Raw genomic sequence first — 13,975 nt, 5'->3', positions numbered from 1 at the left:
ATAATGTTTCAGACGGCCATAAATATTCAGAAAATTATTTAAATATATTTAATTCACTTAAATTAATTCCTATTTTTTAGGCTCAAAAGATTCTGTTTTAATTTGGCCTTTGATAGATTCCCTTTGACTTCTGTCAAAATAATATAAACCTGAAAAATCTAACCTTTTATTATGGAAATCCCATTCTGATTTATGAATTAATTTTTCTCCCAAACAAGTCCAAAATACAGCTAAATCATTTTCTTTTAAAAATTTTATAAAAGGCGCTTTTTTTATCAAAAGCATGGCTTTAGGTTTATTAGAAATCAACGGGTTAAAGCAAACCAAATCATTTTGCTGGTCAACAAAATACCCTTGTTTATTACTTAAATTCATATTCATACTTTGATAAAGAAAATAACATGGTGCATAAATGGTGTATCCATTATTTTCATATGTAGATCTTTGGTAATGTTGATCCACTGTGGGTAAAACATTTATATCACGATTGTGATTAATTGTTTGCCAATTAATTTTATCTACTGATTGGGGAGGACTGATTTTGAAAAATTCTTGTAAGTTATTATTATCGTATTTTTTTCCTTCTGGCATCCAACGCCCCATAAAATTTTGTGTTTCTAACCATTTTTTGGCACGATTTAGATCTCGTTTTGGAATGAGATAACTTCTAATTTGAAACCATAGAGTTTTACGCTGAGTATCATATTCTGCAAATTTTTCCGGATGATTAAGATAATCATATTTTTCTAAAAACACCCAATCCTCATCATCAATTTGGGTTTCTATTATGGCCGGGATATTGGGTAAGGCTTCACTATTTATAACCCAATCTTGTGCTTCGCCATCCCACCAATCTGGTATTTCTTCTCCATAATATCCTTTTATATCCTGTAAAGGAACTTGCTGGGTTTGTTCATCAAATTGTTTTTGTAAAATAGGTATCGGTTGAATATTGGCTTTAGGTAGATAAAATTGGTTTAAATCTGTGACCCAGCGCAATTCATTACCTTTATCATCATATATTTGAAAGTTATCCATTACTCTTGCTAAAGTTTCATAAAGGGCTAGCCATTGGTATTTTTTACCAATTCTTTTTATTTTATTTTGCTCTCCGGTGATATTTCTGAGAGATTTGTCAAAATTAGCATGTTTAGTGCAATCATAACCAAAATCTTCAAAAATTAAGTGGCAGGCATAATTACTTAATAAATCAGTATGGATAGAGGGATTTCCCCTCCAGAGAGAAAAACTATGCTCAAATGTATAACGCCCAAAATCACCGTATCTATTTACCCCTCTTCCGTATTCAGTAGTCATTGAACGAATAATTCTTTGTTCTTCATCAGAAGAATATTTGTTATCAATTTCTTCTGTACTGGGAAGTGTTGTTGGGAAAGAACTATTGTAAGGAGGCGTAATATGTTCTTGAATAGAGTATTTTTCTTCTGAAGAGTAACTATTTTGGTTTTTGGATAGTGAATAATCAATAATATGTCGTGCATAATCCCTAATGAGTACATTCGGCAAAACTTCTTGGTTTTTTGAAATATTAAAAATCTGGGTATAAACCTCATCTGCTAATTTTTTCAGGCTATTTAAATTATCAGAATATAAAATAGCTCCATAGGTAGCAGACAAAATGCCTTCTAATACATAAGGATCGTTTACTGCCTCAAACTTTTGCAATAGTTGATAAGCAATATTTAATCTATTCCATAATAAATCTGCTAATGCTTGTATGGCCTGATTTCTTTGCTTGATGTTAGTGGAAGTTAGTAACCAACTTATCGCTATGGCAATTAATAATAAGCTCTCTTCAGTTAAATTGGGTTGATGGCTATAATTTTTGCACCAGTTTAATAATCTACTGATTGGAGAGTTATTATCAAACTCATGAGAAATGCATGTAGTCCATTGTGCATCTCTATCTGCCATTGATAAATTAAATAGATTCTCATGTAAATACATGCTATTTAATGGATGGTTAGGTTCTGCTGCTAATTGATAAAGCATTTCTATCCATGAATATGGCCATAGATATGGATCAAAATATTGATGATTATCGTTAAGAAATTTATTTATTTTTTGTAAATCAATATGTTTGGGAATTCTCCATAATAAATTATGAATTATTATATTTAATAATTCATAATTATTATTTTCAAATGAAATTACTTCAAATAATTCGATATTTAACCGTTCGGGTAATAAAACACTAAATGCTTCCCATAACCCTTTATATAAATTAAATTGGTTAAGAATTTCTTGCCCTTTTGTTGTTTGAAACCATTGTATTAAGTCATTTAGGCTATTAATTTTTTGTAGAAAATATAATGCTTTTTGATACTCCCCAATTCTTTCATAAGTAAAATAGATATATTCTTGTTCGTGCGAATATGGGATATTTTTATTCAATACGCCTTCTTGAATTAAGTAGTCTATAAATTTTTTAGCATCTGCCTCTGCAATATAATCTTGTAGCGTTTTTGCAATCTCTTTTTTTACCGATAGATAGTTTAGGTCAGCCCCTGATAAATCTAATTCGATAATGATATTAATGGCTCTTTTTACTAGCTGTAAGCTTTCATCTTCCTCAAGCCGATAAGCAATTTTTTTCTCTATTCCATTGATATAGCTATCAATGATTTGGGTAATTCCTTGATATCCTTTGGGTACAGAGGTGTAACCTTGTTTATTTAGGCTTTCACAAAATAATTTGAGATATAGTGGATTGCTAAACTCCGAATTTAGTAAAGGAATAGTGGGTTGGTTTAAACCGTAATATTCGAAAAATACCGGAATTGCATCAAACTCATGGCCAGCAAAGCCTTCATGATCAATAATGCATAGCACTTTTTGGATAGATTTGCTTAAATTTTTATTTATAATTTTTTCATAGGTACTACGAACGCTCAGCACCAATCCAATTCTAGGATACTCTTGGATTAATTGAATAAAACCGTTTAATTGATTTGGCCATAAATTTTTTCCTGCGCCTTCATTTAATGCATCAATAGCAAGAATGAAGCGCTCTTTTTGTGCCTGAGCAATACTGTCAAGAGCAGTTAGAAAATCTTTAGGGCTTAAATTTGGTAAATTCAATTGCTTGGATAGGATTTGATTCCATATATTCGAATTTTCGGTAAAGTCTTGTCCTAATAGTAAAATAGAATATTGACTATCTTGCATACGTTGGGAAATCATATCACCCATTAAATGAGATTTTCCAACTCCTGCTTCACCTCTTAACCATAAAACTTCCCCATTAAATAATTGAATTTCATCAGATTCTAATATATTTTTTAAGTAAAAGAAGTTAGTTCTAATATCTTTTAGAAATGAGTTTATATCCTCTTGGCTTTTATCATCGTTATCATATTTAATATTTAAATTGATTTGTTTAATAGCTGATTTAATTTTTGCTAATAATAAATCTATGGGAATAATTTCATCTGTATATTTGGTTAAGTTTAATGATTGTTTACAGCTTTCAATCACTTCTCCCAATATAGATAAAAGTTTATCTTCATCTTGTATTTCTTTAGCTAAAGCTTGAAATGAAGAAAAATGTTTTTGGATATCAATTAATAATTGGTGGAAGCGATGAGTATATTGTTTTTTAAAAGATTGGCTTCTTGCCAAAGCTTCAAATTTAAGGGCAATGGGTAAATCAATATTGATTTCAGGCGTATATCGGGCTCCTAAATTTGCAATGGCTTGATTGTTATATTGCTCAAACCATTGATCTGATAGTTCTTGCTCTTGGAACCAAAAATAACGTTTACCTGCGTTTTGCGGTTTAGAAAGAAGATCTGTTAATTCTGAGTTGCCCCAAAAAATAAACTCAATGCTTCTTCCCCTAGATTCAGCAATTTGTTGCCATTGTTGTATATGCTCATGCCACTTGGTTAAAAAAGATTTTCTTCCTTGAACAGAAGCATTATTTCTATCAATTGGCACACAGATATAGTATCTAATTAAATTAGGATAATTTTCTAATGCTTCTTCAAATGAGTCTTGGATTTGGCGCCATTGGCTACTGGTGAAAGAATTTATAAAGTATTTAGCTTGCCAACCATATAAATTACCATCTTCTAGCTCACATATTGCTTCTACACCACCGTCCGGAGCGGCAATTCGAGTGAAATGTCCTGATTGACCAAACTCCTCTCGAGCTAACTGGCATACTAATTCCTCAAAAGCATTATTTTGTGAATTTTGAAATGGTTTGATTTCTCCCCAATTAATTGGCATATAATCTCCAAGCTTACTTAACTAATATTGAATAGTTTCGATTTTGTTTATAATTTTATCAAATTATCCAATAAAATACTTATCGTAAACTTTTGTCGGATTGTTTATATTAGGTTTTTCAGACGGCCTTTTATATTGGCCTGCAATAAAGAAAACCCCTGCCCGAAGCAATATCAGGCAGGGGTTTTAAAAGTGGTGTTTACTTCACCGGAGTGTCCATCCAGTCCACTTTATTCATTTTACGCACAATCACCCATTCGTCGCGGTTGGAGCCGACGGTGCCGTAGTAGTTGAAGCCGTAGGCCAGTTGGGCGTAGCCGCCAATCATGTGGGTGGGCTTCAGAATGGCGCGGGTAACGGAATTGTGGATACCGCCGCGTTTTTTCGAAACTTCGCCCGCAGGGGTGTGGACGATTTTTTCCTGTGCGTGATACATCAGGATCATGGTTTCGGGTATGCGTTGGCTGACCACGGCGCGGCAGGCAATAGTGCCGTTGGCGTTGAATACTTCTACCCAGTCGTTATCGACAATGCCCGCCCGTTTGGCATCGGCTTCGGAAAGCCACACATGCGGGCCGCCGCGTGAGAGGGTGAGCATGCGCAGGTTTTCGGAATAGGTGCTGTGGATGCCCCATTTTTGGTGCGGTGTTAAGAAATTCAGGGTGATTTCTTTGTTGCCGTTGGGGTGTTTGCCCAAAAGTTTGCGGGTGGTTTTGAAATCGACGGCGGGCTTGTATACGCATAGGTGTTCGCCGAAATCGCGCATCCATTTATGGTCTTGGTAGAACTGTTGGCGACCGGTGAGGGTGCGCCACGGAATCAGTTCGTGCACGTTGGTATAGCCGGCGTTGTAACACACTTCTTCGCTTTCCACGCCTGACCAAATCGGTGAGGTAACGATTTTGCGCGGTTGGGCGACGATATCGCGGAAGCGGATTTGGGTGTGTTCGCTCGATTGAATCAGGTGCGAATGGTCGCGGCCGGTAACCTTGCTGAGTGATTGCCAAGCTTTAAGGGCAACGTGGCCGTTGGTTTCGGGTGCCAAAGTCAGAATCATTTCGGCGGCATCAATGGCGCTGTCGATTCTCGGCTGGCCTTTGCCTGCGCCTTCGCTGCGTACACCGTTGAGTTTGCGTAAAAATTCTACTTCGGGCTCGGTTTTCCATGCCAAGCCTTTGCCGTTGTTGTTGACTTTTTCAAGTAGGGGGCCGACTGAGGTGAATTTGTCGTAAACCGCGCCGTAATCGCGTTCGACTACGCTAACGGCAGGCATGGTTTTGCCGGGTACGGGGTCGCATTCGCCGTGTTTCCAGTCTTTGGGGTCGAACGGTTGGCCGAGCTCTTGCGGGCTGTCGTGCATTAATGGGGTTAACACGATATCTTTGCGTACGCCGAGGTAGCCTTTGGCGATTTCGCTGAATTTTTTGGCAAAGCCTTTATAGATTTCCCAGTCGCTTTTGCTTTGCCATAAGGGTTGCACGGCTTCGCTGAGGGGGTGGATAAACGGGTGCATATCCGATGTGTTTAAGTCGTCTTTTTCATACCATGTCGCGGTCGGTAAAACGATATCGCCATACAGGCAGGTGGTGGACATGCGGAAATCGAGCACGGTGAGTAAGTCGAGCTTGCCTTCGGCGGCAGGGCGCACATTGATTTCAGACGGCTTGATGCATTCGTCTTCATTTTCGTCGTTTAATACGGCGTTTTGCGTGCCCAACAGGTATTTCAGGAAATACTCGTGGCCTTTGGCAGACGAACCGAGCAGGTTGGAGCGCCATACAAACAGGTTGCGCGGGAAGTTTTGCGGGTTGTCGGGATCATTGCAGGCCATATCCAGCGAACCATCTTTCAGACGGCCTGCAATATAGGCACCGGCATCACTGCCGGCGGCGGCAGCCTGATCGGCAATATCCAACGGGTTGGCACTTAACTGCGGTGCGCTGGGCAGCCAGCCCATGCGTTCGGCTTTGGCGTTGTAGTCGATCATGGATAATCCGCCCATGCTGCCGTCGGCATTGGCGGCAAGGATTTCATCGGCATGTACTTTTTCATGCCGCCATTGGCTGGTGTGGGCATAGAAAAAGGATGTACCGTTCATTTGGCGGGGTGGGCGGTGCCAGTCGGTGGCGAAAGCCAGCGGAATCCAACCGGATTGCGGACGCAGTTTTTCTTGGCCGACATAATGGCACCAACCGCCGCCGGATTTGCCGATACAGCCGCACATCATCAACATATTAATAATGCCGCGGTAGGCCATATCCATATGATACCAGTGGTTTAAGCCGGCACCGACAATCACCATGCTGCGGCCTTCGGTGTCGTGGGCGTTTTGGGCAAACTCGCGGGCAACCCGAATCACTAATTCGGGTTTGACGCCGGTGTGTTTTTCCTGCCATGCGGGGGTATAGGGCTGGTCATCGAAATAGTCTTTGGCGATATTGTCGCCGCCCAAGCCGTTGTCGATGCCGTAGTTGGCAACCATCAGGTCGAATACGGTAGCGACCAAAGCGGTTTCGCCGTTAGATAGGGGAATGCGTTTGGCGGGCACTTTGCGGTAGAGGATATCGTCGTGCTCGCCGCCGAAGTAGGTAAAGCCGACATCGACAATTTCATCGGCACGCTCTTTTAAGGATAAAGCGGCTTGAATGTCTTTTTCTTGGGCATGGGTTTCCAAATTCCATTTTTGGCTACCGTCCCAGCGGAAACCGATAGAGCCGTTGGGCAGGCATAGGCCGTCTGAAAGTTCGTCCCAAACCAATGTTTTCCAATCGGCGTTTTGTTCTGCGTCGAATCCGCCAAGCTCGGATGCGCGTAGGAAGTATTGCGGTGCATAGCCGCTGCCTTCGGCATTCAGGCGCACCAGCATCGGCATATCGGTTAGGCGGCGCACATAGTCGGTAAAATAAGGGGAAGGGTTGTCGAGGTGGAACTCTTTCAGAATCACATGCCCCATCGCCATAGCCAAGGCGGCATCAGTGCCTTGTTTGGGTGCCAGCCAGATATCGCCGAATTTGGCCATTTCGCCGTAGTCGGAAGAAACGGCAACGGTTTTGGTGCCTTTGTAGCGCACTTCGGTGTAGAAGTGGGCGTCGGGCGTACGTGTCTGCGGTACGTTGGAACCCCACACCAGCAGATAGTTGGCGTTATACCAGTCGGCCGATTCGGCTACGTCGGTTTGTTCGCCCCAAACCTGCGGGCTGGCAGGCGGCAAGTCGCAATACCAGTCGTAAAACGACAGGCATACGCCGCCGAGCAGGGAAAGATAGCGCGTACCCGCCGCATAGCTGACCATAGACATGGCGGGAATCGGTGAAAAGCCGATAACGCGGTCGGGGCCGTAGTTTTTAATGGTGTAGGCATTGGCGGCGGCGATGATTTCATTGGCTTCGTCCCAATTCGAGCGCACAAATCCGCCTAAGCCGCGCTGGGTTTTGTAGGCTTGGGCGCGGTTTTTGTCTTCGACAATAGAAGCCCATGCCTCAATCGGAGACAGGGTTTTGCGTGCTTCGCGCCACATTTCGGCCAATACGCCGCGCATCATCGGGTATTTGACGCGTTGGGCGGAATAAACATACCAACTGTATGACGCACCGCGCGGGCAGCCGCGGGGTTCGTGGTTGGGCAGGTCGGGGCGGGTGCGCGGGTAGTCGGTTTGTTGGGTTTCCCAAGTAATCAGGCCGTTTTTGACATAAACTTTCCAACTGCACGAGCCGGTACAGTTCACTCCGTGGGTAGAACGCACAATTTTATCGTGCTGCCAACGGCTGCGGTAGGCGTTTTCCCATTTGCGGTCTTCTAGGGTAACCACGCCATGCCCGTTGGCAAAGGGTTCGTGGGTTTTGCTGAGAAACTTCAGGCGGTCTAAGAAATGGCTCATGACTGGTTCCTTATGCTTTATTATTGCTTATTTGCCCGACGGCTTGAGGCCGTCTGAAAATATTTTTTGACACTTTGAAATATAAAGCAGTTGTTGCGTAGAAAATATGCACCGAAAGGGCTTGAAGACAACAGCAAAAGGCGGATGGGAAAACCGCTTTTTAATTATCAGACTAGTTCTTTAGAAGTATGAGGTGGGGAGTCATAGTAGGATGAGTTTAAGCAGGCCGTCTGAATATTTTTTCAGACGGCCTGAAGTTGTTTGAGCCGAAACGTTTTAGTTAGTTTATTTAAAAGTTAATCAAGGCTTTTTCAATATAAGTGTGTAGGAATTGGCTGAATGTTTGTGCTGCCGGAGAAGCGGCACGGTGTTTTAGCCGATAGAGATAAAAGCTGCGTTTCACCTGCGGACGTCCTAACGGCCGCATCACCAGGCCGTGTTGCCGCACCCAATCGGCGGCATAAGGCAAACACATGGTAATGCCTAAACCTGCCTTAGTCATGCCCAATGCGGTAGAAAGAAAATTAACCCGATATCTGGGCTGATTAACATAGTTGGCGGCTTGTGGGGGCAGGTTGGCGGCCAGTCTGTCGGTAAAGGGGCTGCTGAGGGTAATCAGAGCTTCGTCGGTTAAGTCTTTCCAATTGATAATGTTTTTCTTAGCCAATCGGTGTTCAGGTCTGACCACCAGAAAAAAGGGTAGGCAGAATAGGAAGTCGGATTCGATATCGCTGCCGTGGGTGCGTTCGGGGCCTAAGCCGAAATCGACTTCACCGTCTTTAACGCGCTGTAATACCTGTTCGACGTTGCAGTCGATAAGGTTGGCTTGGATATCGGGATATTGCTCTTGAAATCCGGCCAGCACGGCGGGTAGGGCGGAGGCGGCCAGTTGTTGGGAAACAGCCAGATGAACCTGTCCTTTGTGAAAGTTTTTCAGGTTTTGCAATTCGATATCTAAGGCTTCTACTTCGTTGAGAATACGGCGAACTTGCGGCAGCAGTTTGTTGCCATAGCTGGAAAGATGCAGTTTGCGGGTGGTACGGTCGAAGAGGATAACTTCCCAATTTTTTTCCAATTCTTTAATCAGGCCGCTGAGTGCGGATTGACTGAGATATAAGGATTCTGCCGCACGGGTGAAGCTGCCGTATTCGGCAACGGCGATAAATGCTTTTAATTGACGCAAGGTTATATTCATAAAATTTTCTAATAAATAGATTGTAAAAAACTGATTGCCTAATAAATAATAGCCGCTTTATGATTAATTAGATATACTGGTTTCGTATAGAATAATTCGCTTAATGCTGGAAAGCATAATAAAAAATTTATCTTGTCGAATATATACTTGATATAACTAATTTTGCCATAAGGAGAAATATAATGGCCGATTTGTTTGAAAATCCCATGGGTTTGTGTGGGTTTGAATTTGTTGAATTCGCTTCGCCCAAAGCGGATGTTTTAGAGCCTTTGTTTGAAAAAATGGGCTTTACATTGGTGGCTAAACACCGTTCGAAAGATGTTTTGCTGTATCGTCAGGGCGGTATTAACTTTATTGTTAATCGCGAACCGAAAAGCCATGCGGCGTATTTTGCTGCCGAGCACGGCCCGTCGGCATGCGGTATGGCTTTCCGTGTGCGTGACGCACATCTTGCTTATAAGCGGGCTTTGGAATTGGGTGCGCAGCCGATTGAAATTCCGACTTCGGTGATGGAATTACGTTTGCCTGCCATCAAAGGCATCGGCGGTGCACCGCTTTATCTTATCGACCGTTTTGAAGAAGGTCGTTCTATTTATGATATCGATTTTGAATTTCTTCCCGATGTTGACCGCAACCCTGTCGGACACGGTTTGAAAATCGTCGATCACCTCACTCACAATGTTTATCGAGGCCGCATGGACTTTTGGGCGGGCTTCTACGAAAAATTATTTAATTTCAAAGAAATCCGTTATTTCGACATTAAAGGCGAATATACCGGCCTCACCAGCCGCGCCATGACCGCGCCGGACGGCTTAATCCGTATTCCGTTAAATGAAGAAGCCAAACAAGGCGGCGGTCAGATTGAAGAATATCTGATGCAGTTTGGCGGTGAAGGCATTCAGCACATTGCGTTGCTCAGTGATAATCTGCCGGATACCATCGACCGCTTGCGTGCGTCGGGTATTCCGTTGATGAGTGCACCGGTGGATGCTTATTATGAAATGCTGGACGAACGCCTACCCGGACACGGTGAGCCGGTGTCTGAATTGCAGGCGCGCGGTATTCTGCTAGACGGTACAACTGAAGGTGACGAGCCGCGGTTGTTGTTGCAGATTTTTTCAGAAACCTTGCTGGGTCCGGTATTTTTCGAGTTTATCCAGCGTAAAGGAGATTATCGCGAAGGCTTCGGCGAAGGTAACTTTAAAGCCTTGTTTGAGTCACTCGAACGCGATCAAATCCGTCGTGGTGCGTTAGCAGTTTGATTTTCTTAGTATGATAAAAGACAGTTTGTGGCTATGGTTTGAAAGACTTTTGGATAAAGCAGGATGTTGACGGTCGGTTATTTTCAATATCCCTGATTTTTAAACTTATAGCCACAATAAACTGTCAGATATTTTGATTACATAATAAATAAAACCAAAATCAAAATTAAATATTGAGATAAAAAGGAGAAATAATATGTCCGCTCTTCCTCATATATCTGATGTAATTAATAAGTATCCCCTTGGAAAACGCCAATATATTGTCTTGATTATATGCGGTATCTTGATGATATTAGATGGCTTTGATGTGCAATCTATCAGTTATGCTGCGCCTGCGATTTTACAAGAATGGCAAATTGAAAAAGCTCAATTGGGTACTGTATTCGGTGCCGGATTGTTTGGTTTGTTTATCGGTTCGCTGGTGTTCAGTTATCTATCGGATAAACTAGGGCGTCGCCCGGTGTTGTTGTGGTCGACTTTATTCTTTGCGATTTGTATGATTATCACGGCCTTTGTGCAAAACATTGAGCAATTGATTATCTTGCGTTTTATCACAGGTTTGGGGCTTGGTGCCATTATGCCGAATGCCATGGCATTATGCGGTGAGATTACACCGCAGAAACAACGGGTTTCGGTGATGATGTTTATCTCCTGCGGATTTACGGTCGGCGCTATGTTGGGTGGTTTTCTTGCTGCTTTCCTGATTCCCCATTTTGGTTGGCAATCAGTATTTTTGATAGGCGGTATTTTCCCGGCTATTTTGGTGATTTTTATGCTGAAATATATTCCGGAGTCACTCCAATATATGGTGTTGCATCGTCCGGAAAGCCCTAAAATTCATAGTTCATTGGCTGCTTTCTATCCCGGTGAGGAGTTGCCGCAGCGTTTCGAGGCAGTCAAACCTCAAGGCAGTATGCCGGTTAAGGCTTTGTTTGAGCATGGCCGCCACCGCTTCACATTCAGTATCTGGACTATTAGCCTATTAAACATGATTGCGTTGTATTTCTTATCAAGCTGGCTGCCGACTTTGGCCAAGTTGACCGGTATGTCTTTGGAGTCAGCCGTGTTGCTGGGTGCAACGCTGCAATTGGGTGGTACGGTCGGTACGATTTTAATGGGTCTCTGGATTGATAGAGTCGGCTTCCACAGAATTTTGGTGCCCTGTTATTTGGTTGCGGCCGCCGGTATTGCTTTACTGGGCGGTACGGTCAATATGATCTGGTTGTTTTTTATCGTTGTCTTTATTATCGGCTTTACTGTTATCGGCGGACAACCTGCAATTAATGCGATGGCGGCCGATTTTTATCCTACCGAATTCAGAACCACAGGTGTAGGTTGGAGTTTGGCCGCAGGACGTATCGGTTCGATTATCGGTCCGGTATTGGGCGGATGGTTGATGCAGAATGAGAATTTGGAACCTCACCAATTATTCTATATCGTTGCTGTTCCTTCCGTTTTTATTGTACTTGTTTTCTTATTACAGAAATATTTAGGTATCAAACATACCTCCTGATTTTCCTATAAACAATTACAATTTTTATTGTTATCACAAAAGGAGAAGTGTGATGAGTATTACCCAAGGCATACATCACGTGGCATATCGCTGTAAAGACGCCAAAGAAACCGTTGAATGGTATAAAAAACACTTGGATATGGATTTCGTGTTGGCGATTGCCGAAAATAAAGTTCCTTCTACCGGTGAACCTGATCCGTATATGCATATCTTTTTAGATGTGGGCGGCGGTAATATTTTGGCTTTTTTCGAATTGCCGACTCAGCCGGAAATGGGGCGTGATCCCAATACGCCGTTATGGACTCAGCATTTGGCTTTGAAAGTAGCTGATATGGATACCCTGCTGGCGACCAAAGAAAGATTGGAAGCCGGTGGTATAGATGTATTGGGCCCGGTGAACCATACGCTGTTCCAATCTATTTATTTCTTTGATCCCAGCGGCCACCGTATCGAATTGGCTTGCGATATCAGTACGCCCAAAATGAACCGTGCTTTGGATAAAGTGAAATGGGATATGATTAATGAGTGGGCGGAAACCAAACGTGCACCGCAACATGCCCGTTGGATTCATGATGGTACGGAACCGCCTGAAGTATGATGGATATTGGATATAAATAATGTTTCAAACGGTGTTATGCCGTTTGAAACCGATTTTGAATATAGCGGCTAAGCCGCAATCAATAATGAAATTAAAAATGGAATTGAAAGGAAAATAAATGAAACTAGCTACTTTAAAACAAGGCGGTCGCGACGGGCGTTTGGTTGTTGTCAGCCGCGATTTGAGCCGTTATACATTGCCGGAAATTACTACGCTTCAAGCGGCTTTGGATGATTGGGAAAAGGCCAAACCGCAATTGCAAAAAGTTTATGATGAATTAAATGCCGATACGTCAAAAGGCGAAGCTTTCAATCCGGAAGCCTGCCATTCACCGCTGCCGCGTGCTTATCAGTGGGCAGACGGTTCGGCTTATTTGAACCATGTGGAATTGGTGCGTAAAGCGCGTAATTCTGAAGTGCCCGAGTCTTTCTATGATGATCCGCTGATGTATCAGGGCGGCTCGGACAGCTTTATCGGCCCGCGTGACGAAGTGCTGGCCAAGCCTGAATGGGGTATTGATTTTGAAGCTGAAGTGGTTGTGATCAGCGGTGACTTGAAACAAGGAGCTACCCCTGAAGAAGCGGCAAAAGAAATTCGTTTGGTGATGTTGGTAAATGACGTTTCTCTACGTGGTTTGATTCCAGCCGAATTGGCTAAAGGCTTCGGTTTCTTCCAAAGTAAACCGGCCAGTGCGTTCAGTCCGGTAGCGGTAACACCGGATGAGTTGGGCGATGCTTGGAAAGACAATAAAGTCCATCTGCCGTTGCGCGTTACCTTGAATAATAAGCCGTTTGGTTTCCCAAATGCCGGCCAAGACATGACTTTCGATTTCGGCCGACTGCTTTCTCATGTGGTGAAAACCCGTAATGCCGTTGCCGGTACGATTGTCGGCTCGGGTACCGTTTCTAATAAACAAGACAACCTTTATGGTTCATCTGTTGACAATGGCGGTGTCGGCTATTGCTGTTTGGCTGAGTTGCGCATGTATGAAACCATTGAAAAAAGCCAACCGCAAACATCGTTTATGCAACATGGTGATGTTGTTGCCATTGAAATGCTGGATGATGCCGGCAATAATATTTTCGGTACCATTATCAATCGGGTAAACACCCAGTATTAATATCAGTGCATAGGCCGTCTGAAAACCGATTAGTGTATTCAGACGGCTTGTCGGTTTTTATATTTGTTTTGAGATAGCATTTTGTCATATTCTGCCCGTTTATTAGGAAATATGGATTGTGAAATAATATGAAATCGAATAAACAGCTAGAAAAAT

Annotated in this window: 7 protein-coding genes; 4 read left to right on the top strand and 3 right to left on the bottom strand. The window is 42.9% G+C overall.

What is annotated here, in order from left to right; all coding sequences use genetic code 11:
• Positions 1 to 69: 69 nt before the first annotated feature.
• The 3 genes from D0T92_RS08725 to D0T92_RS08715 form a co-directional block, all read right to left on the bottom strand.
• Positions 70 to 4,254, bottom strand: a complete 4,185-nt coding sequence (locus tag D0T92_RS08725) for an NACHT domain-containing protein (protein WP_151052044.1) — start codon at positions 4,252 to 4,254, stop codon at positions 70 to 72.
• A gap of 199 nt (positions 4,255 to 4,453) precedes the next feature.
• On the bottom strand, positions 4,454 to 8,131 hold the full coding sequence (locus D0T92_RS08720) for a nitrate reductase subunit alpha (protein WP_151052042.1): 3,678 nt from the start codon (positions 8,129 to 8,131) through the stop codon (positions 4,454 to 4,456).
• A 289-nt stretch (positions 8,132 to 8,420) separates the two neighbouring features.
• The gene (locus D0T92_RS08715; RefSeq protein ID WP_151052039.1) at positions 8,421 to 9,326 is read right to left on the bottom strand and encodes a LysR family transcriptional regulator; all 906 of its coding nucleotides are present in this window, start codon (positions 9,324 to 9,326) and stop codon (positions 8,421 to 8,423) included.
• Positions 9,327 to 9,508: 182 nt separating this feature from the next.
• Here D0T92_RS08715 and hppD point away from each other — a divergent pair, with 182 nt between their 5' ends.
• The 4 genes from hppD (at position 9,509) to D0T92_RS08695 (ending at position 13,819) form a co-directional block, all read left to right on the top strand.
• Positions 9,509 to 10,588 (top strand): 4-hydroxyphenylpyruvate dioxygenase, encoded by a 1,080-nt coding sequence (gene hppD / locus D0T92_RS08710; RefSeq protein WP_151052037.1) that lies wholly within the window; start codon positions 9,509 to 9,511, stop codon positions 10,586 to 10,588.
• Between the two features lie 286 nt (positions 10,589 to 10,874).
• Positions 10,875 to 12,101, top strand: a complete 1,227-nt coding sequence (locus D0T92_RS08705) for an MFS transporter (protein WP_263641681.1) — start codon at positions 10,875 to 10,877, stop codon at positions 12,099 to 12,101.
• Between the two features lie 52 nt (positions 12,102 to 12,153).
• Positions 12,154 to 12,699, top strand: a complete 546-nt coding sequence (locus tag D0T92_RS08700) for a VOC family protein (RefSeq protein WP_151052033.1) — start codon at positions 12,154 to 12,156, stop codon at positions 12,697 to 12,699.
• A 118-nt stretch (positions 12,700 to 12,817) separates the two neighbouring features.
• Entirely contained in the window at positions 12,818 to 13,819 is a 1,002-nt protein-coding gene (locus D0T92_RS08695; protein ID WP_151052031.1) for a fumarylacetoacetate hydrolase family protein, read from the top strand.
• Positions 13,820 to 13,975: the final 156 nt, after the last annotated feature.

The sequence above is a fragment of the Neisseria zalophi genome (assembly GCF_008807015.1).
Classification (GTDB): domain Bacteria; phylum Pseudomonadota; class Gammaproteobacteria; order Burkholderiales; family Neisseriaceae; genus Neisseria; species Neisseria zalophi.
Note: the sequence above shows the minus strand (reverse complement) of the source record. Positions and strands in the feature narration are given on the sequence as shown.

Excerpts from the sequence above, each read along its gene's own strand:
- D0T92_RS08725 (WP_151052044.1), bottom strand. The coding sequence starts at position 4,254 with ATGCCAATTAATTGGGGAGAAATCAAACCATTTCAAAATTCACAAAAT.
- D0T92_RS08720 (WP_151052042.1), bottom strand. The coding sequence starts at position 8,131 with ATGAGCCATTTCTTAGACCGCCTGAAGTTTCTCAGCAAAACCCACGAA.
- D0T92_RS08715 (WP_151052039.1), bottom strand. The coding sequence starts at position 9,326 with ATGAATATAACCTTGCGTCAATTAAAAGCATTTATCGCCGTTGCCGAA.
- hppD (WP_151052037.1), top strand. The coding sequence starts at position 9,509 with ATGGCCGATTTGTTTGAAAATCCCATGGGTTTGTGTGGGTTTGAATTT.
- D0T92_RS08705 (WP_263641681.1), top strand. The coding sequence starts at position 10,875 with ATGATATTAGATGGCTTTGATGTGCAATCTATCAGTTATGCTGCGCCT.
- D0T92_RS08700 (WP_151052033.1), top strand. The coding sequence starts at position 12,154 with ATGAGTATTACCCAAGGCATACATCACGTGGCATATCGCTGTAAAGAC.
- D0T92_RS08695 (WP_151052031.1), top strand. The coding sequence starts at position 12,818 with ATGAAACTAGCTACTTTAAAACAAGGCGGTCGCGACGGGCGTTTGGTT.